The organism is Kocuria salina, from assembly GCF_013368965.1.
In the GTDB taxonomy this organism is placed as follows: Bacteria; Actinomycetota; Actinomycetes; order Actinomycetales; family Micrococcaceae; genus Kocuria; species Kocuria rosea.
This window is the reverse complement of sequence record NZ_SSSF01000001.1, coordinates 743,232-767,937: the sequence shown is the minus strand read 5'-3', so window position 1 is coordinate 767,937 and position 24,706 is coordinate 743,232. Positions and strand designations below refer to the sequence as shown.

Sequence of the window (24,706 nt, the reverse complement as noted above, 5' to 3'; positions counted from 1 at the left end):
GCCGGAGCCTGCGGCGGGGGTCAGCTGTTGCGGGAAAAGGACAACTGTCGCCCGGGTCGTCGGACGACCCGGGTCTCGCAGGCGATGGGCCCATCGGGCTGGTTCACGCTCTCCATGATCGGGGGTCTGGAACGCCTCACAGTCTATTTGCCGTCGGACGCCCCCACGTGACGACGCCCCACATTCCGGGCTGACGCACAGGTTCGGCGGTGCACCGGGGCATCGGGCCGGGGCCTACTGGAACACCGGCATCAGCAGTCCCAGGAGCACCAGGCCCGCCCCGCAGACCGCCAGCGCCCAGACCGGGCGGTGCGGGGTGCTCAGTCTCCACTGCTCGGGGTGCCGGGAGTGGAACCAGACGACGACCTCGGCCCCGGAGTCGGGAGCGGGCACCGGCGGGTGGTGCCAGGGCTCCTCGTGGATCTCGTAGCGCGTGGTGTGCCAGCGCAGGCAGTGCGCCCCGTCCCGGAGGACGTGGATCGCCTCGGTCCGGTGCCACCGGACGTGCAGGCAGCGGATGATCACGGCCGCCGCCACCAGGGCCAGACCGGCGTTGGTCGCGGCGGCGCTGAGCACCTCGAGCAGGGCCGCTCCACTGAGTCCGGTCACGGCCCGAGCCTACTGGCGGGCTGCGCCGGTTCTCATCCGCCTTTCATCTTTCTCAGCCTTCTCCCGGCTGGGATTGCTAGATTTCCTGGTTCCTGCGGCCTGATGCTGGGCCGCCCTGTGCACGAGTGAGATACGGAGATCATGAGCGCCCACTGCGACGCGCCCTGTGACAGACCCCGGCCTTCGGGCCGTGCAGATGTGACGAGGTGGTGGGGCTGATGGAAGTCCTGTCGATCCTCCTCGGGGTGGCCCTGATCGCCGCCTGCGGGGCCTTCGTGGCCGCCGAGTTCTCGTTGATCACCGTCAACCGCAACGACGTCGAGGCCGCCGCGGCCACGGGTGACCGCCGTTCGGGCGGGGTGCTGCGGGCGATGAAGACCCTGTCCACGCAGCTCTCCGGGGCGCAGCTGGGCATCACCGTGACGAACCTGGGCATCGGCTTCCTGGCCGAGCCGGCCATCGCCGCCCTGATCGTGGGCCCGCTCACCGACGCCGGGCTGTCCCCGGTGGCGGCCCGCTCCGCCTCCGTCGTGCTGGCGCTGGTGCTGGCGACCGGCCTGACCATGATCTTCGGGGAGCTGGTGCCCAAGAACCTGGCCATCTCCAAGCCGCTGGCCACCGCGCGTGCGGTGAGCGGGTTCCAGCGCGGTTTCACCAGAGCCCTGGCCTGGCCGATCCGGCTGTTCAACGGCAACGCCAACCGCATCGTGCGCGCCCTCGGGGTGGAGCCGCAGGAGGAGCTGGCCTCGACCCGCTCCCCCGAGGAGCTCGCCGGGCTGGTGCGCCACTCCGCCGAGCGGGGGGCGCTGGCCGCGGCCACCGCCGAGCTGGTCGAGCGCTCCTTCGCCTTCGGCGACCGCCGCGCCCACGACGTGATGACCCCCCGGGGTCAGATGACCACCCTGGCCCCGGACGTGTCCGTGCACGAGCTGCTGGCCGCGGCCAAGGCCTCGGGGCACTCCCGCTTCCCCGTCCTCGACGCGGACGAGGGCGCGGTCCTGGGCCAGGTGCACGTGCGCCACGGCCTGGCCGTGCCCTACCGCGAGCGGAACGCCGTCACCGTGGGAGCGGTCATGGACGAGGTGACCTTCGTCCCGGACACGGTGGAGCTGGACGAGCTGATGGACACCCTGCGCGCCGGGGGCCTGCAGATGGCGGTGCTGATCGACGAGTTCGGCGACACCGCCGGGCTGGTCACCCTGGAGGACCTGGTCGAGGAGCTCGTCGGAGAGGTGCGCGACGAGCACGACCCCGAGCCGGAGCCCGTCACGGTGGAGCCGGACGGGTCCTGGGACCTCTCCGCGGCGCTGCGCCCGGACGAGGCGGCCGAACACCTCGGCGCGGCGGTCCCCGAGCACGAGGACTACGAGACCCTCGCCGGGCTCGTGACCCTGCACCTGGGCCGGCTGGCCGAGGTCGGGGACCGGGTCACGGTGGCGGCCGCCCCCGCGCCCGGTGCACCGGAGGCCACGATCACCTTCGAGGTCACCGCGCTGGAGGCGCACCGCATCACCGCGGTGCACGCCCGCGTCCACCGCCCCGGTGACGGGACGGCACCCGAGGACGGCGCGGAGGACCGCGCCGTGGAAGTGCCCGCCCACCAGAAGGAGTCCGTCCGATGAGCGAGGTCACCGGCCTGATCCTGACCGTGGTGCTCCTGGGCGCCAACGCGTTCTTCGTCGGCGCGGAGTTCGCCCTGATCTCCGCCCGCCGCACCATCATCGAGCCCAGGGCGCTGTCCGGGTCCTGGGCCGCGAGGGTGACCCTGGGGGCCATGGAGAACGTCTCGCTGATGATGGCCGGCGCGCAGCTGGGCATCACCATCTGCTCCCTGGCCCTGGGCTACATCAGCGAACCGGCCATCGCCCACCTGCTGGAGGTGCCCTTCGCCGCGATCGGCGTCCCGGAGGCCTTCGTGCACCCGATCGCCTTCGCGATCGCGCTGTCGCTGGTGACCTACCTGCACGTGGTGTTCGGGGAGATGGTGCCCAAGAACATCGCCCTGGCCGGCCCGGAGCGCATGGCCGTGGTCCTGGCCCCCGTCCTGGTGGGCATCGTCACCGCCCTGCGCCCGCTGCTGTGGCTGCTCAACGGCGTCGCCAACGTGATCCTGCGGCTGCTGAAGGTGGAGCCCAAGGACGAGGTCACCTCGGTGTTCACCCGTGACGAGGTCGCGGCCCTAGTCGAGGAGTCCCGCCACGGCGGTCTGCTGGAGGCCAACGACGAGCGGCTGCTGCTGGGGGCCCTGACCTTCGAGCAGCGCAGCGTGACCGGGATCGTGATCCCGCTGGACGGGGTCACCACCCTGCCCGCCGGGGTCACCCCCGCCCAGGCCGAGACGGTGGCCGCCGGAGGGTTCTCCCGGTTCCCCATCTTCGACGTCTTCGGGGAACTCGCCGGGTACGTGCACATCAAGGACCTGATCGAGATCGACGAGGCCGCCCGGGACACCCCGATCGACCCGTCCCTGATCCGCGCGCTGCCCACGATCGACCGGGACATGCCCCTGCGCCGGGCCCTGGCCCTGATGCAGAACTCCGGGGCCCACCTCGGCCTCGTGCTCGACGAGCGCGGCAGGACCGAGGGCATCGTCACCCTGGAGGACATGCTGGAGGAGCTCGTCGGGCAGATCCGCGACGACAGCCGCACGCTCAGGACCGTCTGAGGCTGCGGACGGAGGCACCAGCCCCACGCGCGGTCCCCGAGAGGCCGGCGGCGGACCCGGAGGTCGCCGGCGTCCGGCGGGCTCAGCCGGCGGGGCGACGGCGGGGCAGGTGGATCCGGAAGCTGGCGCCGCGGCCGGGACCGTCACTGGTGGCCTCCAGCGTTCCGCCCTGGGCCTCGACCAGGGCCCTGCTGATCGCCAGGCCCAGCCCCGAGCCTCCGCGGTGGGCCTCCCGGCCGGTGTTCGCGCGGTAGAAGCGCTCGAAGACGTGCGGGAGGCTCTCCGCGCTGATGCCCTCCCCGGTGTCGGTGACGGTGTAGGTGACCGCCTCGGCGGTGTGGTCGGTGCGCAGGGCGATGGCGCCCCCGGCCGGGGTGTGGCGCAGGGCGTTCTCCAGCAGGTTGCTCAGCACCTGGCCCATCCGCTCCGGGTCCAGCGGCACCGGGGCGGTCTCCGGGCCGGTGCTCAGCGCGGTGATGGACACGCCCTTGCCGGCGGCGTCGGGCTCGATGGCCGCGACCGCCTGGCCCGCCAGGTGCTGAGGGTCCTGGAGCGTGAGCTGCGGCCGGGTCATGCCCTCTTCGGCAGCCGTGAGCTGGCGGATGTCGTGGGCCAGGCGCTCCAGGCGGGTGATCTGGGCGTTGAGGATCCCGGTGGTGTGCTCGTCCAGGGCGACCACCCCGTCCTCGACGCCTTCCAGATGGCCCTTGAGGCTGGCCAGCGGGGTGCGCATCTCGTGGGCCAGGTCGGCGAGCATCTGGCGCCGCGTGGTGTCCACCGCACTGAGCTTGGCGGCCATTCCGTTGAAGGAGCCGGCCAGGGCGTCGAACTCCGGCCCCAGCGCGGCGGAGGTCACGCGCACGTCGTAGTTGCCCGCGGCCACCTCTTCGGCCGCGGTGCTGAAGGACGCCAGGGACCGCCCGATGATGCGGTAGAGGTAGAAGCTGAGCAGCCCGGCGATGCAGAGGGCAGTGAGCCCGCCGATGGCCAGGGCCATCAGACTCACCGAGCGGAAGGCGTCCTCCAGGTGATCCAGTCCGTCGGCCTCGTCGTAGTGACCGGCGTCGATGAGCTCTTCGTGGAACATGTCCGGCCCGACCAGGACCGCGGTGATCATCACGATCACCAGCCCGCTGAGCAGCACCGAGGTCTGTGCCAGCATCAACCGCACGGTCAGCGATCTCCATGACCGGGTCCGGGACGGGGCACTGGTGCTCACCGTCCGGCCCCCATCCGGTAACCGACGCCGCGGATGGTCTGAATGAACTTCGGGCCGGCGGCCTCGTCGCCGAGCTTCTTGCGGATCCGCCCGATGTGCACGTCCACCAGGTGTGCGTCACCGGTCCAGGCGGCGTCCCAGACCATCTCCACCAGCTGCCGGCGCGAGAGCACCACCTGCGGGTGGGCCGCCAGGGCGGCCAGCAGGTCGAACTCGATCCGGGTCAGCGCCACCGGCTCCCCGCCCACGCGGACCTCCCGGGCGGCCTCGTCCACCACCAGGTCCCCGACCACGAGCTCCCGGTCCGGCCGCGCCGGGGCGGGTGCGGGGCCGGTGCGGGCCCGGCGCAGCATGGCCTGGACCCGGGCCACGAGCTCGCGCGGGCTGAACGGCTTGGTCACGTAGTCGTCGGCTCCCACCGACAGGCCCACGATCTTGTCGATCTCGTCGTCGCGGGCGGTGAGCATCAGCACGTGGCAGTCGGAGAAGGTCCGCACCTGACGGCATACCTCGACCCCGTCGATTCCCGGCAGCCCCAGATCCAGCACGAGGACCTGTGGCGCGAAGTCCCGCACCGCGGCCACCGCGTCGGTGCCGTCGTGCCGTACTGCGACGTCGAGTCCGGCCTTGCGCAGATAGCCCGCGACCAGCTGCGCGAGGTCGGCCTCGTCGTCGACCACCAGCACACGACCCGCGGGAGGTGAGGACATCGTGGCTCCTTCGTCGGCGGCGCCCGCTCAGGAGCGGGCGGGGCCCGGGTCCACCGCGTCATGGTGCGGAGAGGCTGCGCCCACGGTGGTCCCCGTCGTCCTGTTCACGGTTCCCATTCTCCCCCACCGCGCCCGTGCGCGGTGGGGGACCGCCGGATCCGTCTCGGGACGGTCCGTCACCTCGCGGGCGTCCCCGGGCCCCGTGAAGGCGGCTGTGCAGCCCTAGGCACAGTCCAGCGCGGTGCGCAGCGCCTCGAGGTTGTTGCGCATGACCTGCTGGTAGTCGGCGCTCTCGTCGGACTGGTTCTCCACCGGGTCCAGGACCGCCGTCTCGATCCCGTGCTCGGCCGCCAGGGTCTCGGCGACCTTCGGGTTGACCAGGGACTCCGAGAACACCGTGGTGACGCCCTCGGCCTCGACCACCTTGCCGATCTCGGCCAGCCGGGCCGGGGAGGGCTCGGTGTCGGGGTCGAGCCCGGCGATGGCCACCTGCTCGAGGTCGTACTTGTCCGCCAGGTATCCGTAGGCGTCGTGGGACACCACGATGGTGTCCCGCTCACAGGTGGCCAGCCCCGCGGCGAACTCCTCGTCCAGGGCGGCCAGCTCCGTGGCCAGCTCCTCGGCGTTGGACTCGTAGGTCTCGGCGTTGTCCGGGTCGACCTCGGCCAGCTCGTGGGCGACCTCCGTGGCCACCGCGGCGAGCCGGTCGGGCTCCAGCCAGAAGTGCGGGTCCTCCCCGCCGTGGCCGTGGCCGTCGTCACCGGCGGGCGCCTCCTCGCTGTGCGCCTCTCCGCCGTGGGACTCCTCCGCGGCCCCGTGCTCCTCGGCGGAGTGGGCCTCCTCGCCCTCCACCCCGGCGTGCACCGCGTCGAGGGCGTGCTCGGGGGCGGCCTGGGCCACGGCGTCGTCGACCGCCGGCTGGAACCCGGAGAGGTACACCACGGCGTCCGCGGTGCGCAGTCCGTCGACGGCGGCCGGGGAGAGCTCCAGGTCGTGCGGCTCGGCCCCGGCGGGGGTGAGCGACTCCACCTGCACGAGGTCCCCGCCGACGCGTTCGGTGACGTACTGCAGCGGGTAGAAGGAGGCCTGCACGCTCAGCGTCTCCGCGGCGTCACCGGCGGTGGCGGCCGAGGGATCACCCGAGCCGGCGGCGCAGGAGGACAGGGCGAGAGCGGCGGTCAGGGACAGCGGGACGGCGAGAGCACGCGACAGGGTCATGAGAACAATTCTCAGTCAATCTGAGAATCATTGTCAAAACAGCCGCGGCGGGCCGATCCTCAGGCGTCCTGCCGGCAGGTCTCGCAGGTCCCGTGCAGCTCGATGGCGTGGGAGACCTCGGTGAACCCGTGCCGGCGGGCGGTCTGGGCGGCCCACCGCTCGACGGCGGTCTCGGCCACCTCCACGGTGCGGCCGCAGCGGCGGCACACCAGGTGGTGGTGGTGCTCGGTGCGCCGGCACCGGCGGTACCGGGTCTCCCCGCCGGGGGCGGCGAGGGCGTCGACCTCCCCGGCCTCGGCCAGGGCGCCGAGGTTGCGGTAGACGGTGGCGAGGGAGACCGACTCCCCCTGTTCCCCCAGCATGGCGTGGAGCTGCTGGGCGGAGCGGAACTCCGGGGTCCGTTCGAGCAGCTCGGCCAGGGCGGAGCGCTGCCGGGTGGTCCGGGACACGGTCACGCCCCTCGCAGCTGGAGGTCGTCCTCGACGTCGTGGAGGCGATCCGGCGCGCCGTGGCGCCGGGCGCGCCCCAGGAGGGGGCGGAGGAGCAGCGCCAGCACGTAGCAGGCGATGGCCAGCACCACGATCGTGGCCCCGGGGGACAGCGGGTGGAAGTAGGTGATGGACAGGCCGGTGACGCAGACCCCGACCCCGACGGCCATGGCCGTCCCCATGGTCCCGGCGAAGGAGCGGGTGACCAGCTGGGCCACGGCCACCGGGACGATCATCACGGCGGAGACCAGGAGGACGCCGACCACGCGCATCGACACGGAGACGGTCAGGGCGGCCATGACGGCCACCATGATGTTCAGCGCCCGCACCGGCAGACCGGTGGCGAGGGCGAACTCCTCGTCGTGGCACAGGGAGAACAGCGCCGGGCGCAGTCCGAGCCCGAGGCCGAGGACCACCGCGGCCAGCCCGGCGGTGAGCCAGACGTCCAGTGGGGTGACGGTGGCGATGGACCCGAAGAGGTAGCCGGTGAGGTTCGCCGACGTGCCGCCGGCCAGCCCGATCAGCAGCACGCCGCCGGCGATGCCGCCGTAGAACAGCAGGGCCAGCGCCACGTCGCCGCTGGTGCGCCCCTTGGTGCGCATCACCTCGATGAGCACTGCGCCGATGACCGCGGCGACCACCGCCCCGGGCACGGCGAGGGCGTCGTGCGGGGTGAGTCCGGCCGCCGAGCCGGCCAGCCAGCCCATGGCCACCCCGGTCAGCGCGACGTGGCCGATGCCGTCGCCGAGCAGCGCCAGGCGCCGCTGGACCAGGTAGGTGCCGATGACCGGCGCGGAGACGCCCACGAGGGCGGCGATCAGCAGGCCGCGCTGCATCAGCGGACTGGCCAGCATGGCGGCGAGGGTCTCGATCATGGTCACTGGGGCTTTCCGTGGAGATCGGGGGCGGTCGGGACGGCGGAGTGCTCGTCCCCGTGGGGGTGCAGGTGCTCGTGATCGGGGGCGTCGTGCCCGGGGGCCGGCAGCGGAGGGCTGCCGTCGTGGACGATGCGCCCGTGGCGCAGCACCACGGCGCGGTCCAGCAACGGGGCCAGCTCGCCCAGCTCGTGGAGCACCACCAGGAGCGTGGTGCCGTCGGCCTGCAGCTGCGCCAGGATGCGGGCCATGGCCTCCTTGGAGACCTGGTCCACCCCGGACAGGGGCTCGTCCAGCAGCAGCAGCCGGGGCCGCCGCACCAGCGCCCGGGCGATCAGCACCCGCTGCTGCTGGCCGCCGGAGAAGATCGCCACACTCTCGCGCGCCCGGTCGGCCAGTCCCACCTGCTCCAGGGCGTCGAGGCACGCGCGCCGGGCCCCGGGGCCGGGGCGGAGGCGCCGGTGTCCCGTCAGTCCCGAGGCCACGACCTCGAGCGCGGTGGCCGGCACCCCGGCGCCGACGCCGACGCGCTGGGGGACGTAGCCGATGCGCGACCACGGCACGGCCCGGCGCGCGCCGGTGACGTCGGCGCCGAACAGCCGGGCCTCGCCGGAGTCGACGGGCACGATCCCGAGCAGGGACTTGATGAGGGTCGACTTCCCGGAGCCGTTGCCGCCCATCAGGGCCACGGCCTCGCCCTCGGCCACAGCGAGGTCGACCCCGCGCAGCACCGGAGTGGCGCCGAGGACCACGGTGAGGTCCTCCGTGCGGATCGCCGAGCGGTCCGCGGGGGCCGGAGCCTCCGGCGTGGATCGAAGTTTCATGAGAGCCATTCTCAAGAAAATGAGAACGATGGTCAATTCGGCACGGTTCCGCGGCGGACCGGTGCCGCCTGGATCAGCGCCGCGCCGGCTGCGCGGCGGACCGCACGGCGTCCTCCCCCCGGCGCGGAACGGACCGCGCGGCAGGAGGCGCTGTAGCGGCAGGTCCCGTCTCGGCAGGTCCCGTCTCGGCAGGTCCCGCCTCGGCAGGCCCCCGCCCAGGACGGGCCGTCCGCCTCGCGACGTCGGCGTTGGAGAGTGAGACTGCCAGGACGGAGGCGAGCACCAGGGCACCCGCGGGCCCGAGCACGGTCCAGGGGGCGCGCTCGACGTAGCCGATGCCCTCGGCCAGCAGCAGCCCCCACTCCGGGGCCGGCGGCTGCTGCCCCAGGCCCAGGAAGCCGAGGCCGGCAATGGCCAGGGCGGTGCCGGGCAGGCGCAGGACCGCGTGCCGGGTCACCTCCGGCAGCAGGGTGGGCAGGACGGTCCCGGCCAGGATGCGGGTTCGGCCCACGCCGAGCAGGGGCAGCACCCGGACGTAGGGCCGGGCCGAGACCTCGGCCACGAGGGCGGCGGTGTGGGCGGCCAGCGGTGCCCAGCTCACCAGGGTGACGGCCAGGGCGGCCCCGGCCGGGGAGGGGCCGGCCACCGCCACGACGAGGATGCCGGCGATGATCGGCGGTGCCGCGTTGGTGACCTCGACCGGCCCGGTGGACCACGTCCCGGTCATCCCGACGGCCAGACCGATGACCAGGCAGGCGGCGACCACGACCAGGGCCAGGCCCAGGGTGTCCAGGGCGCCGTGGCCCACACGGGCCAGGACGTCGCGGCCGGACGCGTCGGCCCCGAGCGGGAGCGCCCAGGAGGGCGCTTCGAGCCGGCCGTGGGCGGAGGCGTAGGGGTCCCGGAGCAGCCCGGCGACGACGAGCCCCAGTAGCAGGGCCCCCGAGACGGCCGGCACCGTCCACCACGCCCGGCGCCGCCCCGAGGGTGGCCCGGGGACGGGCAGGTCCCCGGAGCGGGCGGCCGGCCCCAGCAGCGCCCGGCGGGCCAGGGCGGCCAGGGCGCCGCACAGCGCGGCGAGCACGAGCAGGAGCAGGATCCTCGCCTGCAGGGCGGGGATGTCCTGGGCCGCCGCGGCCCCGAGCAGGGTCCGGCCCAGGCCGGGGATCGCGAAGATCTCCTCGACCGGCACCGCCCCGCCGGTGAGTCCGACGACGACGAGGGCGATCTGCCCGATCACCCCGGGCAGGGCCCGGTGCAGCGCCGCGAGCGCGATCCGCGGCCGGGAGTGCCCGGCCACGGCCCAGGTGTGCACCCAGCGCTCGGTGAAGGCGCCGGCCAGGGCGGTCGAGAGCAGCCGGCCGATCAGCCCGCCCCCGGGCAGGCCGAGCGCCAGGGCCGGGAGCACCACGTGCTCGGGTCCCTGCCATCCGTAGGGCGGGAGCCAGCCCGCCCAGACGGCCACGACGATCAGCAGCACCGCCGCCAGCAGGAACTCCGGCAGCGCGGTCAGCGCGGCGGCCGCCGCCCCGGCCCCGCGGGCGGGGCGCCCGGCGAGCCCACTGCGGACGGTGGGCACACAGGTCAGGGCGGCCACGAGCAGGGCGACGAGCAGGGCCGCGCCCATCAGCGTCAGGGACACCCCCATGGCCTCCAGGACGCCGGGCAGGACCGGGCGCCCGCTGATCCAGGACGTGCCGAGGTCCCCGGCGAGGACGCCGGACGCCCAGTCGGCGAAGACGGCCACCGGGCCGCCGTCCAGACCCAGCTCGGTCCGGATCTGGGCCAGCACCTCCGGGGTGGCCGGCCGGTCCGCGTAGCGGGCGCGCAGGACCGTGTACTCCGGGCTGTTGCCCGAGAGCCACGGCAGGGCCCCGATCAGCACGACGACGGCGGCGAAGGTCGCGGCGCGGGAGGTCAGGGCCGCCGCCCCTCCGCGTCCCCTTGCCCGGCCCTTCACTCGGCCCCTCACTCGGAGACGGCGGTCTCGGCCGTGATCAGCTCGCGCTCGCGCGGATCGCGGACCGCGCCCTCCACGCCGTCCTGCTCACCCTGGATGACGCGCTCGTGGAGCATCGGGATCGCCGCGTCCTCGGCCAGGATCGCCGCTTCGGCGGCCATGATCGCCTCCTGGCGCTCCTCGCCGGGAGCGGCCTGCTCCGCGGCGGTCAGGGCGTCGTCGACGGCCCCGGAGCAGAACTGGGAGAGGTTGAACGAACCCTCGCAGCCGAAGTCGCTGACCATGTAGGCCACGGGGTCACCCGAGTCGAGCACCGTGGCGCGGGAGAGGATGAAGGCGTCGAAGTCGCCCTCCAGGGCGTCGGCCTCGATGTACTGGTACTCGCGCACCTCGAGCTCGACCTCGAAGCCGGCGGCCTCGAGCTGCTGCTGGAGCTGGACGGCGACCTCGGGCAGCTCGGCCCGGTCGGTGAAGGTGCCGATGGTGATCTTTCGCCCGGCCGGGTCCCCGGCCTCGGCACGGTCGGCGAGCGCCTCGCGGTAGGCGTCGGCGTCCCGCCCCTCCGCGGCGTAGGGGATCGCCGGGCCCAGCAGTCCGGCGGCCACGTCGGCCCGGCCCTCGTAGACCCCGTCCACGATGCGCTGCGGGTCCAGGGCCTCCCGGGCGGCGGCCCGCAGGGCGGGGTCGGCGAACGGCCCGTCCTCGGTGTTGAGGTAGAGCGTGTTGGTGCGCGGCATCGGCACCTCCTCGAGGAGGTCCTCCTCGACCTGGGCGGCCTGGCCCACGGGCACCGCCTCGACGACGTCGGCCTCGCCGGTGCGCAGCGCTGCGGCCCGGGCGGTGCCGTCGGGCACGAAGGACACGTCGATGCCCGCCGCGGCCGCGGCGCCGGCCCAGTGGTCGTCGTAGCGCTCCAGGGTGGCCCCGGAGGTGCCGTCCACGGCGGTGAGCTCGAACGGGCCCGTGCCGTGGCCCACCGGGGTCACCGCGGGGCCCTCGTAGGCGGCCGGGGCCAGGACCGACAGCTGCGGGCTGGACAGCCGCTGGGGCACGAGCGGGTCGGTCTCGGCGGTGGTGACCCGCACGGTGTCGCCCTCGGCCTCCACGCTCATCTCCACCCCGTCGAGGATGCGCGGGGCCGGCTCCGCCTCCACCGCGTGGGCGAGTGAGGCGGCGGCGTTCTCCGCGGTGAGCTCGGTGCCGTCGTGGAAGGTGACGCCGTCCCGGATCGTGAAGGACCAGGTGGTGTCGTCGAGCTGCTCCCACTCGGTGGCCAGCATCGGCTGGGCGTCCCCGGCCTCGTCCAGCCGGACCAGGGTCTCGGCGGTGGACCAGCGGGAGAGCTTGAAGGCGTCGTCGCTCAGCGGGGACAGCCCCGAGCGCGGCGGCTGCAGCATGGCGAGCTCGATCCGGGCGTCGGCCGAGCCGCCGGCTCCCCCGGCGGAGGAGGTGCCGGAGCCCTCGGCGAAGCAGCCGGTGAGCAGCAACAGACTGACCGCGGCGAGGCCGAGGCCGGTGCGGCGCTGAGCGGGACGGGGAGCGGAGGGGCGGGGTGGCATCAGGAGGCCCTTTCGGTGGGGGTGAGCGGTGGTGGGTGACAGGAGTGGTGCGGCCGACGGCTCAGGGAGCCAGGTGCGGAACCGCATCCACCAGCTCCTGCGTCGTCGGGTGGCGGGGCGTCTCGAGCAGCCGGTCGACGGGGCCCTCCTCCACCACCTGCCCGTGGTCGAGCACCAGAGCGCGGCGGCACAGGAAGCGGACCGCGGTGAGATCGTGGGAGACGAACAGCAGCCCCAGGCCCTCCCGGACGTGCTGCTCCCGGAGCAGGTCCAGCACCTGGTGGCGCAGCGGCAGGTCGAGGCCGCTGACCGCCTCGTCGGCCAGGAGGATCCGCGGCCGGGTCACCAGGGCCCGGGCTATCGCCACGCGCTGGGCCTGACCGCCGGAGAGCTCGTGGGGGCGCCGGCCCAGGTGCTCGGTGCCGAGGCCGACCCGCTCCAGGGCGTCCCGGACCAGCCGGGCGTGGTCGCCCACGATGCGGAAGCGGCGCAGCGGTTCCCGCAGCTGGCGTTCGACGCTGCGCCGCGGGTCCAGGCTGGACGCGGGGTCCTGCGGGACGTACTGCACGGCCTGCCTGACCCTCCGGATCTGCTGCCGGCCGGTCAGGGGGACGCCGTCGAAGCGGATCTCGCCCCGGTCCGGGCGCTCGACGCCCAGCAGCAGGGACAGCAGCGTGGACTTGCCCGATCCGGAGGGGCCGACCAGGCCCAGCGACTCCCCCTCGCGCACCGCGAGGTCGACGCCGCGCACCGCGGCCACGGCGCCGGAGCGCGTGCCGTAGCTCCTGGTGAGCCCGAGACCGTGCAGTGCGGCGGGTTCCGCCGCCCGGCTCACGAGGCCACGCCCAGCGGGGCGGCGGCCGGCGGAGCCGCAGCGGAACGGAGACCGGTGCGGGCGGCCTCGACCAGGGCCGCCGTGAAGGGCGCCTGCGGCGATCCGACCACCTGCTGGATCGGACCGGACTCGACGACCCGTCCCCGGTCCAGGACGACGACGTCGTCGCACAGGTCGGCGGCGACCGCCAGGTCGTGGGTGACGAACAGCAGCCCGCCGCGGCCTGCGCCGGTGCACCGGCGCAGGGCCTCGACCACGTGGCGCTGGCTGATCATGTCCAGCGCCGTGGTCGGCTCGTCGGCCACCAGCAGGTCCGGTGCGGCGGCCATGGCGAGCGCCAGGCACACCCGCTGCCGCTGCCCGCCCGACAGCTGGGAGGGGTGGGCCCGCAGGATCCGCGCCGGGTCCTCGAAGCCGACCTCGCGGAGCAGATCCGCCACGACCCGGCCGGCGGCCGCCGCACCGAGCCGGCGCCGGCGGGCCACGGCGGGCAGCAGCTGCCGGTCCAGGCGCACCACGGGGTTCAGCGCGGCCTGGGAGTCCTGGAAGACCGCGGCCATTCCCGGACGCCGCCCGGGAGCCTGCCGCCACGGCAGCTCACGGCCGGCGGCGCGCAGGGAGCCCTGCACGCCGAAGTGGTGTCCGAGCAGACCCAGCAGGGCCAGGACCGTCAGGGACTTCCCCGAGCCCGAGGCGCCGAGCAGGGCCACCCGCCGACCCGGGGGCACCTGGAAGCCCACACCCTGCAGCAGCGGCCGTCCGGCCAGGGCCACCTCGAGCCCCCGCACGTCCACTCCGGTCGCACCGCGCATGCTTCCCCCTTGCCAAACCGCTCTCAACAGGCTCTCATGGTAATGAGTTTCATTCTCAACAAACAAACCGGCGGCGCCTGGTGCAGGAGCCGCCGGCCGGCGACCTCGTCGATCGACCCAGGAGGCCATTCCATGACCCGCAAGAGCGCTCCGCGCGAGACCACCACCGACGCCAGCGGTCCGCTGGTCGCGGTCTGCCAGGGCCACCGGTGCGCCGGCCTGCGCCGGATGACCGGGACCGCCGAGCAGGCGGAGGACCTCCGGAAGGTGGTCAGGGGCACGGCCGGGGCCGTCCTGATCGCGTCCCCGTGCCTGGGACGGTGCGAGATGGCCGCGCTGGTCGCCGTCGCACGGCGGGACGGGCCCAGCGGGCACGTGGGCCCCACCGTGTGGCTGAGCGGGCTCGAGGACGCGCAGCGGGCGGAGGCGCTGAACCGCTGGGTCGCCTCCGGCGGGCCCCAGCGGATCCACCAGCCCGAGCACGGCGCGCCGCCGCCCCTGCGGGACGCCGTGAGCGGCTTCGGTCCGCCGCCCGCGGTGTCCCGCCGCACTCGCTGACCCGGGAGCCGGCGCGGAGGCGGGGCCCGCGGCTCAGCGAGGCCGGAACGCGGCCGCGGCGCGACCGCCAGTGGCGGCCGACGCCGACCGGTTCGTCCGTCCACCCTCCCTGGCCAGGGTTTCTTCACGGAATCTTCAACGCCCGGGGCTTCACTCCGCCGGATCGGCAGTTTACTGTCGGTTGCACGGCGGCCCGGTTCCGACCGGTCCGCACCGCGGCAGTACGGACGAAGGAGCGAGCCCATGACCCACGTGACCTCGATGCTCGAGACCTACCCGAAGGGCCTGGGGGACGTCGACCGGCAGAAGCTGGCCGAGTGCATCGCGGCGTGCTTCGAGTGCGCCCAGACCTGCACCGCCTGCGCCGACGCCTGCCTGGCCGAGGACATGGTCGCCGAGCTGACCACGTGCATCCGCAAGAACCTCGACTGTGCCGACGTCTGCGTGAGCACCGGCCGCGTGCTCACCCGCCGGACCGGTGACAACGCCCAGGTCGTCCGCGCGGCGCTCGAGGCGTGCCGTACCGCGTGCAAGGCCTGCGGGGACGAATGCGCCGAGCACGCCGAGATGCACGAGCACTGCAAGGTCTGCGCCGAGGCCTGCCGCCGCTGCGAGCAGGCCTGCGCCGACCTCCTCGCCTCGCTGGGCTGAGCCCGGCGGAGGGCCGGGCCCGCTCGGTGCACGGGGCTCCCCTGCTTCCGCCGGCCCTCAGCGGGCCTCGAGGGTGCCCATCATCCCGAGGTCCTCGTGGTCGAGGATGTGGCAGTGGTAGACGGTGCGGCCGGCGAAGTCGTCGAAGGCCACCCGGACCGTCACCTCCCCGAAGGCCGGGACGTTGACCACGTCCTGCCACCGGGGTCCGGAGACCTCGCGGCCCGCCTCGGCCACGACCTGCATCGGCCACACGTGCAGGTGCACCGGGTGGTCCATGGGGCTGGAGTTGGCCAGGGTCCACTCCTCCACGGTGCCCACCCGGACCCGCTGGTCGGTGCGCCCGGCGTCGAACTGCCGGCCGTCGATCGTGAAGGACATCATCTGCCCGGGGCCGCGCATGCCGCCCATCATCCCGCCCATGCCCATGCCCATGCCCATGGCGAAGTCCAGGGTGCGCCGGGCCTCGACCGGCTCCTCGCGCAGGTCCCGCGGCGCCGGCCCCGCGGGCACGGGCCCGGCCTGCTCGACCGGGTCCCCGGCGACCTCCAGGGTGAGCAGCTCGACCGGACCGCCGGAGCCGGGACGGTCCCCGCCCGGGCCCGTCATGCCGTTCATCATTCCGTCCATGCTGCCGCGGTCCACCGGGGTGGCCACCAGGACGGAGGTGCCAGCCCGGGCGTCCACCAGCAGCTCCACCCGGTTGCCCGGCGCCAGCGTCACGTCGGTGACCTCGAGCGCCTCGGGCAGCCGGCCGACGTCACGGCCGGAGAGCCGCAGGTCCTGCCCGTCCAGGCTCAGGCGCAGGAACCGGGCCGGGCAGGCGTTGACGACCCGCCACAGTTCCCGCTCCCCGGGCGCGGCGGTGGCCCCGGGACGGACCTGACCGTTGACCAGCACGCTCTGCCCCTCCCGGCCCATCATCCGCTCGGGCGGGGACACCTCGGCCGGCTCTCCGGAGGCGTCCAGGGTGAGGTCGGAGATCACCAGCACCCGCTCCCGGGCCACCGGGACGGGGTCGGGGTCCTCGACCACGATGGCCCCGTAGAGCCCGGCGGCGAGCTGGTCGGCCACGTGCCCGTGGTGGTGCGGGTGGTACCAGTAGGTGCCTGGCGGGTGGTCGTCCGGAAGGGCGAACTCGTAGTCGAAGGAGTCTCCGGGGGCGATGCTCACGAAGGGGTTGTCCCCGTTGCCCGCCGGGGAGACGTGCAGGCCGTGCACGTGCAGGTTCGTCGGGTCGTCCAGGCCGTTGGTCATCGCCACCCGGAGCGTGTCCCCGGGGCGGACCCGCAGGGTGGGCCCGGGCAGGGAGCCGTTGAACGCCTGCACGTGCGCGGTCCGCGCCCCGATCCGCACCCGGGCGGGGGCCGCCGCCAGGGCCAGGTCCAGGGCCCCGTCCCGGCTGGACAGCACCTCGGGCTGCAGCAGCTCCCGGCCGCCGCCGATGGCCTCACCCCCGCCGCCGGTCCACCACAGCCCGGCCCCGCCCACGGCCGCGGCGCCGGCGCCGGCCGCGCCCAGGGCCAGCAGCTGCCGGCGGGTCAGCGGGCTCACCGGTCGCCCTCCTCCAGGGTCCGCAGCCGCTCCCGGAACTCCTCGGTGCTGATCTCCCCGCGCGCGTAGCGCTCCTCGAGGATCTCCCGGGACCGGCGCGGGCCGGCACCCGTCGGCGGCGCGGAACCGCCCTGCCGGGTCCCGCCGCCCGAGTTCCCGGTGAGCAGCTTCACGAGCACGACGACCAGTACGACCGTGCCCACGACGAGCAGGAGCCAGAAGATCCACATCCAGCCCATGCCCCCTCCCATGCCGTCGCCCCACATCATCGCGGTCCTCCTTCGATCGGTCGGTCGGCTTTTGCCGGCGGCCGCCCGTGGGCGACGACGCCGGTCACCGGGGCGGTCAGGAACCGTCCGGCAGCTCCTGGAGCATCTGCTCCATCTCGGCGATCTCCGCCTCCTGGTCTGCGACCACCTGGCGGGCGAGCTCGACGGCCTGCGGGTTCTGCCCCTGCTCGATCTGCTCCTGGGCCATCTCGACCGCGCCCTCGTGGTGGACGGTCATCTGCTCCAGGTACAGCTGGGCGGCCCCGGTGCCCTGGGCGTCCTCGAGGGCGGACATGTCCTCCTCGCTCATCATCCCGCTCATGCCCGCCCCGGAGCCGTGGTCCATGCCGTCCATGTCCTCGGCGTCGGCCAGGGGCTCGGCCTCCCAGGCGGTGAGCATGTCGTTCATGCGCTCGATCTCCGGGCCCTGGGCGTCGATGACTCTCTGGGCGAACTCGGCGACCTCGGCCGGGACGTCGTCCTTGGCCAGCAACATCTCGCTCATCTCCACGGCCTGCTCGTGGTGCGGGAGCATCATCTGGGCGAACATCACGTCCGCGTCGTTGTGCTCGGCGGCGATCGGCTCGCCGGAGGCCGCACCGGTGCTGGTGGCCGCAGGGGCGGAGGCCGCGGGGGCAGCGGTCTCCGCGTCCGTGCCGGCGCCCTCCTGGGCGCCGCTGGTGCCGCAGCCGGCCAGGGCGAGGGCCGAGGCCAGGGCGAGGGTGGTGAGGGTGGTGGAACGCTTCACGGTGGGTGTCCTTCTCTTCGGTTCGGGGGTTCGGGGGTTCGGTCTCGGGGGGTCGGGGTGGTTCAGCGGGCGGGGACGGTGCCGGCCTGCTCGGGGGCCCGGCGGTCCTCGGTGCCGACGGAGGCCAGATGGGCCGGGGCGAGGTCGAGGCGGCGCAGCAGCTGGGCGTTGAGCGCCACCACGATGGTGGACGCCGACATCAGCACCGCGCCCACGGCCGGGGACAGCACGATCCCGATCGGGGCGAGCACCCCGGCGGCCAGTGGCACGGCGACGACGTTGTAGCCGGCGGCCCAGACCAGGTTCTGGATCATCTTCCGGTAGCTGGCCCGCGACAGCTCGATCATCGACAGCACGGACCGGGGGTCGTTGCCGGCCAGGACCACCCCGGCCGACTCCATGGCCACGTCGGTGCCGGTGCCGATGGCGATGCCGACCTCGGCCCGGGCCAGGGCTGGGGCGTCGTTGACGCCGTCGCCGACCATCGCCACGGTCATCCCCCGGGACTGGAGCTCGACGACCTTGGTGTCCTTGTCCTGCGGGAGGACCTCGGCGAAGACCTCGTCGATGCCGAGCTCGGCGCCCACGGCCTCGGCGACCTGGCGGGCGTCGCCGGTGATCATCGCCACCCGCACCCCCCTGTCCTGCAGAGCGGCCACGGCGGCGCGGGACTCGGGGCGGACCTTGTCCTCCAGGGCCAGGGCGCCGATGACCGCTCCGTCCCGGAGGACGTGGAGCACCCCGGCGCCGCGCGCCACCCACTCACGGGTGGTCCCGGTGATCGTCGCGGGCGTGGACAGGCCGAGCTCGCGCAGCATGTTGGGTCCGCCGACCGTGATCTCGGCGCCGTCGACCGTGGCGCGGACGCCGCGGCCGGTGGCCGACCGGAGGTCGGTGCCGCGCAGGCCCAGCCGCTGCGCCTCGGGGTCCTGGGCGGCCGCCGTGACGATGGCGCGGGCCACGGGGTGCTCGCTGTCGGCCTCGGCCGCCGCCGCGAGCGCCAGGAGCTCTCCCTTCGAGGTGCCGGGGACCGGGACCGCGCCGGTGACCGCGTGCGCGCCCTCGGTGAGGGTGCCGGTCTTGTCGAAGAGCACCACGTCGATGGTGCGCATCCGCTCCAGGGCCAGCCGGTCCTTGATCAGCACCCCGGCCTTCGCCGCGCGCTCGGTGGAGATCGCGATGACCAGCGGGATCGCCAGGCCCAGGGCGTGGGGGCAGGCGATGACCAGCACGGTCACGGTCCGGATCACCGCGTCGTCCGGACTGCCCAGCAGCGTCCAGGCGACGGCGGTGAGGATGCCGGCGGCCAGGGCGAACCAGAACAGCAGCGCGGCGGCGCGGTCGGCCAGGGCCTGGGCCCGGGAGGAGGACTCCTGGGCGGCCGCGACCATCCGCTGGATCCCGGCCAGAGCGGTGTCGGCGCCGACGGCCTCCACCCGCACGCGCACGGTGGTGTCGGTGGCCACGGTCCCGGCGACCACCGTGTCGCCGGGTGCCCGGCTGACGGCCTTGGACTCGCCGGTGATCATGGACTCGTCGAACTCGGCCGTCCCCGCGACGATCTCCCCGTCGGCCGGGACCCGGGCGCCGGGACGGATGAGCACGACGTCGCCCACGGCCAGCTCGGCGACGGGCACGGTGACGGTGTCGCCGTCGACGACCTTCTCGGCCTCGTCGGGCAGCAGCGCGGCCAGGGCGTCCAGGGCGGAGGACGCCGCGCCGAGGGCGCGCATCTCCATCCAGTGGCCCAGCAGCATGATGACCACCAGCAGGGCCAGCTCCCACCAGAAGTCGAGGTCGAACCCGCCGATCCCCAGGGTGGTGACCCAGGAGGCGACGAAGGCGACGGTGATGGCCATGGCGATCAGCAGCATCATCCCCGGCTGCCGGCTCCTCAGCTCGGTGAGTCCGCCCTTCAGGAACGGCGCCCCGCCGTAGACGAAGATGACAGTGCCCAGCACGGGAGGGATCCAGGTGGAGCCCGGGAACCCGGGGACGGAGTAGCCCAGCAGGTGCCCGACCATCGGGCTGAAGACCACCACGGGGACCGCCAGCACGAGACTGAGCCAGAACTTGTTCCTGAACATCGCCGTGGAGTGCCCGGCGTGCTCGCCGTGGGTGTGGACCTGGTGGTCCTCGTCCACCGCCGAGTGGGCGTGCTCGTGCGGCATGGCCTGTCCGTGGGTGCCGGCATCGGCGTGCTGCTCGTGGCCGTGGGCGTCCGCGGGCTGCTCCGGGGCGGCGGGGCGGCCGTGGTCCTGGTGCGGGGAGCGCATGATCTTCCTCCTGCGAGAACTGGTGTCCGCTCGGTGGGGACCGAGGTGGGCCTGCTCCTCCTAGGTATATACCCCTAGGGGGTATAAGGCAAGGTGTGTCATCGGGTGATCCCGGCCGGCTCCGGCCCCGCCCGCTGACGGGAGGGCAGCTCCACGGTGAAGGCCGTCCCGGCCCCGGGCCCGGGGGACGTGACGGTCAGCGTCCCGCCGTGGGCCTCGACCAGGGCCCGGGAGATGGTCAGGCCGATCCCGGAGCCGCCGTGGTCGCGGTCCCGGGCGCTGTCCCCGCGCCAGAAGCGCTCGAACACCCGGGACAGGTGCTCGGCGGCGATGCCGTCGCCGGTGTCGGCAACGGTGACGGCCACCTGCCCCGGACCCCGCCGGACGACGCCGAGGGAGACCTGCCCGCCGGGCGGTGTGTGGCGCAGGGCGTTGGTGAGCAGGTTGCCCAGCACCTGCCCCATCCGCTGCCGGTCCACGTCCACCACCCCGGCGTCGTCGTCGACGTCCAGGACGAGCCGCACGCCCTTGGCGGCGTACGCCTCCCGGTGGGCCTCCGCGGCAGAGCGGGCCAGGTCGCCGGCCGGCTGCGAGGCGCGGTCCAGGTCGATCCGGCCCTCCTCGGCCCGGGAGACGTCGTGGATGTCCTCGACCAGCCGGGTGAGGCGTCCGAGCTGGTCGGTCACGAGCTCGCCGGTGGCCTCGTCCCACTGCGCCACCCCGTCCTGCAGCGCCTCGCAGTAGACGGTGAGCACCGAGATCGGGGTGCGCATCTCGTGGGCGAGGTCCGAGAGCATCCGCCGCCGGAGCTCCTCGGTGCGCTCCAGCCGCTCGGCCATGGTGTTGAACGAGGCCGCCACGGCGTCCACCTCGACGCCGGCGCCGAGGGCCGGGACCCGGGTGTCGTAGCGGCCGCGGGACACGCCCCGCGCCGCCTCGGTGAGCGCGGCGAGGGGCCGCCGGAGGCGGCGGGTGAACAGCCAGGTCACCGCCGCGGCGCAGATCACGGCGGTGCCCAGGGCCACGCCCAGGACGATGAGACCGGCGTCCCGGTAGGCCCGCTCCACGTGGAGCAGCTCGGGGGAGTTCTCGGCGTGCCCGGCCATGATCAGGTGCTCGTGGAAGATCGCGGGTCCGGCCAGGGAGGCGACCGCCACGGCGGCGAGGATGCTGGCGGCCACCACGATGGCCTGGGCCAGGAAGAACCGGGAGGCCAGGCCGCGGGGGTGTCGTCGGCGGGTCATCGCGCCACCATCCGGTAGCCGACCCCGCGCACGGTGTCGACGAAGGCGGCCTGGTCCTCCCCGAGCTTCCGGCGCAGGTGCCCGATGTGCACGTCCACGATCCGCTCGTCACCCACCCATGAGGGCCCCCACACGGTGTCGATGAGCCGGCGGCGGGTCAGCGCCTCGTGCGGCCGGGCCGTCAGGGCGGCCAGCAGCTCGAACTCGGTGCGGGTCAGCGCCACCGCCTCCCCGCCCACGCGTGCCTCGTGGGCCGCGAGGTCGACGGTCAGCTCGCCGAACTCCCGGGCGGGCTCGACCGGGGCCACCGTGGTGCGGGGCCGGCGCAGCACCGCGGCCACCCGGGCGACGAGCTCGCGGACGCTGAAGGGCTTCGTGATGTAGTCGTCGGCCCCGGCCGCCAGTCCGGCCAGCTTGTCCTCCTCGTCCCCGCGGGCCGTGAGCATCAGCACGTAGCACTCGGAGAAGCCCCGGATCCTGCGGCACACCTCGATGCCGTCCATCCCCGGCAGCCCCAGGTCCAGCACCACCACGTCCGGGCTCCGGTCGCGGGCGGCCTCCACGGCGTCGGGGCCGGTGTGGACGGTGGCGACCTCGTAGCCGCCGCGGGTCAGGTAGGTGGCGACCATCTGCGCCAGGGGCTTCTCGTCGTCCACCACCAGCACCCGCCCGGCCGCCGCGTCAGTGCCAGGATTCATGACTTCAGTGTCCTCCCCCGCCGCGGGGCGGCGGCGCCCGGGGGCGGTCAGCGCGGGAATCTTCGCCAAACCTTCACGGAGCACGCCGCGGGACGGTGCGCCCCGGCCGGCTGCCGCCCGTCCGGGGAACCGGTGACCGATTCCGTCACCTGCCCGGCGGCCCTGTCTCCCCCGGCGCCGGATTCCTAGAGTCGTGCCATGGGGACACGACGGAGCGCGGCGGCGGGCGCCCGGGGGGCCAGCGCGACCTGGGTGTGGTGGGACGCCCGCCGGGCCCACCGGAAGGGTCCGGCGGCGCTGCGCCGGCGGCAGCGGGAGCGGCTGGCCGAGCTCGTGGCCTTCGCGCGGGAGCACTCCGCCTACTACCGGCGGCTCTACCAGGGGCTGCCGGAGCGGGTCGAGGACGTCACCTCCCTGCCGGTGACGGACAAGCGGCAGCTGATGGCCCACTTCGACGAGGTCGCCACGGACCCGGCCGTGACCCTGGCGGCGGTCCAGGAGTTCGTGGCGGACCCGGCCCGGATCGGGGAGCGGTTCGCCGGGAGGTACCTGGTGGCCACCACCGCCGGCACCACCGGCACCCGGGGTCTCTTCGTGCTCGACGACCGGTACCGGGCGGTGACCTCGGGGATGATGGCCCGGCTGTCCGCGGGCTGGCTGTCCGGGCGGGACCTGGTGCGGCTCACGGTGCGCGGGGGCCGGTTCGCCGCGGTCGTGGCCACCGGCGGGCACTTCCTGGCCGTGGCCACCAGCACCCGGGAGATGCGGGAGCGACCGCGGCGCCACCGCCGGCTCAGGATCCTCTCGATCCACCGGCCGCTGCCCGAGCTGGTGGCCGAGCTCAACGCCTTCGGCCCGCTCATGCTCGGCGCCTACGCCAGTGTGCTGCGCCTGCTGGCCTCCGAGCAGGAGGCCGGGCGGCTGCGCCTGCGCCCGGTGCTGGTGCTCAGCACCGCCGAGGGTCTGCCGCCGGACGAGCGCACCCGGATCGAGCGGGCCTTCGGGGCGCCCGTGCGGGAGGTCTACGGGTGCACCGAGATCGGCTACGCGGCCTCGAGCTGCGCCCGGGGCTGGCTGCACCTGGTCGAGGACTGGGTCGTTCTCGAACCCGTCGACGCCGAGCACCGTCCCGTCCCGCCCGGGACCGTCTCGCACACGGTGCTGATGACGAACCTGGCCAACCGGGTCCAGCCGATCATCCGCTACGACGTCGGCGACCGGGTCCTGATGAAGCCGGAACCGTGCGGCTGCGGGAACCCGGCCCCGGCCCTGCGCGTGCAGGGCCGGGCCTCGGACGTCCTCGCCTTCCCCGACGACGACGGGCGGGGCCTGGTCGCGGTGCCCCCGCTCGCGCTGGGGACCGTCATCGACCGCGTCCCGGGCGTGGAGCTGTTCCAGGTCGTGCAGACCGCCCCTGCCGGCCTGCGGGTGCGGCTGCTCCCGGCGGCCGGCGAGGACCCCGAGCAGGTGTGGGCCGCCGCGCTGAGCGCCGTCACCGATCTGCTCGGCGACCTGGGCCTGGGGCACGTCGCCGTCGACCGGGCCCCGGAGGCACCGCAGCAGAGCACCGGCGGCAAGTACCGCACCGTCGTCCCGCTCCCCGCACCATGACGGGTCCGCCGGACGGTCGCCTGGCGGGCCTCGCCGGACGGACGGGGATCGAGCTGCCCGGTGCTCGTCCTCGTGGCCCGCGTGCGCCTGATCAGGCCCGCGGGCTGCCGGCCCCCTCGGGGTGCGGGGCCGGCGTGGTGCGGGAGGACCGCGCCCCGGACCGGCCGCTCAGGGCGGGCAGCACCGCGAGGATCCCGAGCGCACCGGCCACGGCGAAGGCCAGGACCGGGGCGGCGGGATCGAACAGGACGCCCAGGAGGACCGAGCCGGCCGCCTGACCGACGGCGAGGGCGATGAACAGCACGGCGGTGCCCTCGGACACGCGATCGGGAATCACCCGCGCGGCCCAGACGATGAGGACACCGGACAGGGCGGTGTAGCCGGCCCCGAACACGGCCGCGGAGACGAACGCGGCGAGCGGCGCCCCCGGCGCCGCGCCCAGGACCACGGTCGCGCCGGCCATGGCCACCGCGGTCGAGACCCACGCCGTCCGCAGGCTCCAGACCTGGACGATCTTCCCGGCGGCGGCGCCCAGCACGCCGAACGCCCCCAGGACCATCCAGGCCGCAATGGAATAGGACTCCTCGCCCGTGCCGGACTCGGCCATGGCCGTGCGCCCGAAGGTCCAGATCGCGGCGCTCGAGGCACCGGCGAGCGCCGCCGCGGCGATGGGCAGGGCCAGCGGCACCAGATCACGGACCCGCACCCGCGCGGGCCGCTCCGCGGCCGGAGCCCGGTGCGCGGACCGGTCCGCCCGGAGGGTGGCCACGGTGGCCGCTGCCACCAGGACGGCGATGGCCGCCCACCCCAGGCGCCACTGGCCGATCGTGAGGAGCATGAGGACGCCCGCGACGACGATGCCCGCCCCGGTGCCGGCGTTGACGACCGTCTGGGCACTCTCCTGGCGCTCCGGAGCGAGGTTGCGCTCGATGAGCGTGACCAGGCCCGGGGTGGCGAACCCGGCGCCGGCCCCGGCCAGCACCACGCTCACCGCGAGGACGACCGCGGTGGGCGAGGCCGCCACGCCTGCCGTGCCCAGCGTGGCCGTCGCCCCCGCGCACACCACGACCAGGCGCGGGCGGGCGGCCAGGCGCGAGGCGAGCACCGCGGCGAGGCAGAAGGAGAGGAAGCTCCCGGCCTGGATGAGCCCGGAGACGGCCGAGCCCATCTGGAAGGTCTCGGTGAACCGGGGCAGGAAGAGGCCGTAGCCGAAGCGCGCCAGCCCGTAGGTCGCCGCGATCAGTGCCATCCCGCTGATCACCAGAGCTCGCATGGAACTCCCTCTCGCACGTCGCTTACCAGAACGATCGTAACGCTACACCA

23 protein-coding genes are annotated in these 24,706 nt (G+C 74.5%); 5 read left to right on the top strand and 18 right to left on the bottom strand.

Translation table 11 applies throughout. The annotated features are described in order from the left end of the window. Positions 1-234: 234 nt before the first annotated feature. Complete coding sequence (locus E7Z53_RS03565) at positions 235-609, bottom strand: hypothetical protein (protein ID WP_017831887.1); 375 nt, start codon at positions 607-609, stop codon at positions 235-237. A 218-nt stretch (positions 610-827) separates the two neighbouring features. On the opposite strand from E7Z53_RS03565, the gene E7Z53_RS03560 reads away from it, so the two are divergent. Both E7Z53_RS03560 and E7Z53_RS03555 read left to right on the top strand, forming a co-directional pair. Next, on the top strand, positions 828-2,231 hold the full coding sequence (locus E7Z53_RS03560; RefSeq protein ID WP_217905347.1) for a hemolysin family protein: 1,404 nt from the start codon (positions 828-830) through the stop codon (positions 2,229-2,231). Beyond that, complete coding sequence (locus E7Z53_RS03555; protein ID WP_176337170.1) at positions 2,228-3,274, top strand: hemolysin family protein; 1,047 nt, start codon at positions 2,228-2,230, stop codon at positions 3,272-3,274. Before E7Z53_RS03560 ends, E7Z53_RS03555 begins: the two co-directional genes overlap by 4 nt. Before the next feature lie 82 nt (positions 3,275-3,356). Here the strand turns inward: E7Z53_RS03555 and E7Z53_RS03550 are convergent, their stop codons facing one another. The 10 genes from E7Z53_RS03550 to E7Z53_RS03505 form a co-directional block, all read right to left on the bottom strand. Beyond that, complete coding sequence (locus E7Z53_RS03550; protein ID WP_136341024.1) at positions 3,357-4,436, bottom strand: sensor histidine kinase; 1,080 nt, start codon at positions 4,434-4,436, stop codon at positions 3,357-3,359. Positions 4,437-4,489: 53 nt separating this feature from the next. After that, a complete protein-coding gene (locus tag E7Z53_RS03545; RefSeq protein ID WP_035924143.1) occupies positions 4,490-5,203 on the bottom strand; it encodes a response regulator transcription factor in 714 nt (237 codons plus the stop codon). 222 nt (positions 5,204-5,425) lie between these two features. After that, positions 5,426-6,421, bottom strand: a complete 996-nt coding sequence (locus E7Z53_RS03540; protein WP_176337169.1) for a metal ABC transporter substrate-binding protein — start codon at positions 6,419-6,421, stop codon at positions 5,426-5,428. A 59-nt stretch (positions 6,422-6,480) separates the two neighbouring features. Beyond that, complete coding sequence (locus tag E7Z53_RS03535; protein ID WP_136341026.1) at positions 6,481-6,876, bottom strand: Fur family transcriptional regulator; 396 nt, start codon at positions 6,874-6,876, stop codon at positions 6,481-6,483. Next, on the bottom strand, positions 6,873-7,784 hold the full coding sequence (locus E7Z53_RS03530; protein ID WP_035924571.1) for a metal ABC transporter permease: 912 nt from the start codon (positions 7,782-7,784) through the stop codon (positions 6,873-6,875). Before E7Z53_RS03530 ends, E7Z53_RS03535 begins: the two co-directional genes overlap by 4 nt. Positions 7,785-7,786: 2 nt before the next feature. Further along, a complete protein-coding gene (locus E7Z53_RS03525; RefSeq protein ID WP_052132750.1) occupies positions 7,787-8,608 on the bottom strand; it encodes a metal ABC transporter ATP-binding protein in 822 nt (273 codons plus the stop codon). A gap of 73 nt (positions 8,609-8,681) precedes the next feature. Further along, complete coding sequence (locus E7Z53_RS03520; protein WP_369597946.1) at positions 8,682-10,568, bottom strand: ABC transporter permease subunit; 1,887 nt, start codon at positions 10,566-10,568, stop codon at positions 8,682-8,684. An 8-nt stretch (positions 10,569-10,576) separates the two neighbouring features. Further along, on the bottom strand, positions 10,577-12,127 hold the full coding sequence (locus E7Z53_RS03515; RefSeq protein WP_176337168.1) for an ABC transporter substrate-binding protein: 1,551 nt from the start codon (positions 12,125-12,127) through the stop codon (positions 10,577-10,579). 61 nt (positions 12,128-12,188) lie between these two features. Beyond that, the gene (locus E7Z53_RS03510; protein WP_369597945.1) at positions 12,189-12,962 is read right to left on the bottom strand and encodes an ABC transporter ATP-binding protein; all 774 of its coding nucleotides are present in this window, start codon (positions 12,960-12,962) and stop codon (positions 12,189-12,191) included. Then, positions 12,959-13,774, bottom strand: a complete 816-nt coding sequence (locus E7Z53_RS03505; protein WP_176337167.1) for an ATP-binding cassette domain-containing protein — start codon at positions 13,772-13,774, stop codon at positions 12,959-12,961. The genes E7Z53_RS03510 and E7Z53_RS03505 overlap by 4 nt, the downstream gene beginning before the upstream one ends. A gap of 132 nt (positions 13,775-13,906) precedes the next feature. Here E7Z53_RS03505 and E7Z53_RS03500 point away from each other — a divergent pair, with 132 nt between their 5' ends. Together E7Z53_RS03500 and E7Z53_RS03495 are read left to right on the top strand one after the other, a co-directional pair. After that, positions 13,907-14,332, top strand: a complete 426-nt coding sequence (locus tag E7Z53_RS03500) for a hypothetical protein (protein ID WP_176337166.1) — start codon at positions 13,907-13,909, stop codon at positions 14,330-14,332. Between the two features lie 243 nt (positions 14,333-14,575). Further along, positions 14,576-14,983 (top strand): four-helix bundle copper-binding protein, encoded by a 408-nt coding sequence (locus E7Z53_RS03495; RefSeq protein ID WP_176337165.1) that lies wholly within the window; start codon positions 14,576-14,578, stop codon positions 14,981-14,983. Positions 14,984-15,040: 57 nt separating this feature from the next. On the opposite strand, the gene E7Z53_RS03490 is transcribed toward E7Z53_RS03495, so the two are convergent. From E7Z53_RS03490 to E7Z53_RS03465, 6 genes are all read right to left on the bottom strand, one after another. After that, the gene (locus E7Z53_RS03490) at positions 15,041-16,537 is read right to left on the bottom strand and encodes a multicopper oxidase family protein (RefSeq protein ID WP_176337164.1); all 1,497 of its coding nucleotides are present in this window, start codon (positions 16,535-16,537) and stop codon (positions 15,041-15,043) included. After that, positions 16,534-16,806 carry an SHOCT domain-containing protein gene (locus E7Z53_RS03485; RefSeq protein WP_017831871.1) on the bottom strand — a complete coding sequence of 91 codons (273 nt, stop codon included), beginning with the start codon at positions 16,804-16,806 and terminating at the stop codon, positions 16,534-16,536. The genes E7Z53_RS03490 and E7Z53_RS03485 overlap by 4 nt, the downstream gene beginning before the upstream one ends. Positions 16,807-16,882: 76 nt before the next feature. Then, positions 16,883-17,554 carry a DUF305 domain-containing protein gene (locus E7Z53_RS03480; protein WP_176337163.1) on the bottom strand — a complete coding sequence of 224 codons (672 nt, stop codon included), beginning with the start codon at positions 17,552-17,554 and terminating at the stop codon, positions 16,883-16,885. A 62-nt stretch (positions 17,555-17,616) separates the two neighbouring features. Continuing rightward, complete coding sequence (locus tag E7Z53_RS03475) at positions 17,617-19,830, bottom strand: copper-translocating P-type ATPase (protein WP_126349514.1); 2,214 nt, start codon at positions 19,828-19,830, stop codon at positions 17,617-17,619. A 98-nt stretch (positions 19,831-19,928) separates the two neighbouring features. Continuing rightward, entirely contained in the window at positions 19,929-21,074 is a 1,146-nt protein-coding gene (locus E7Z53_RS03470) for a sensor histidine kinase (RefSeq protein WP_017831868.1), read from the bottom strand. Further along, the gene (locus tag E7Z53_RS03465; protein ID WP_035924157.1) at positions 21,071-21,772 is read right to left on the bottom strand and encodes a response regulator transcription factor; all 702 of its coding nucleotides are present in this window, start codon (positions 21,770-21,772) and stop codon (positions 21,071-21,073) included. The genes E7Z53_RS03470 and E7Z53_RS03465 overlap by 4 nt, the downstream gene beginning before the upstream one ends. Before the next feature lie 198 nt (positions 21,773-21,970). Here E7Z53_RS03465 and E7Z53_RS03460 point away from each other — a divergent pair, with 198 nt between their 5' ends. Beyond that, complete coding sequence (locus E7Z53_RS03460) at positions 21,971-23,383, top strand: phenylacetate--CoA ligase family protein (protein WP_217905346.1); 1,413 nt, start codon at positions 21,971-21,973, stop codon at positions 23,381-23,383. 91 nt (positions 23,384-23,474) lie between these two features. Here the strand turns inward: E7Z53_RS03460 and E7Z53_RS03455 are convergent, their stop codons facing one another. Beyond that, on the bottom strand, positions 23,475-24,656 hold the full coding sequence (locus tag E7Z53_RS03455) for an MFS transporter (protein WP_217905345.1): 1,182 nt from the start codon (positions 24,654-24,656) through the stop codon (positions 23,475-23,477). Between the last annotated feature and the right edge of the window lie 50 nt (positions 24,657-24,706).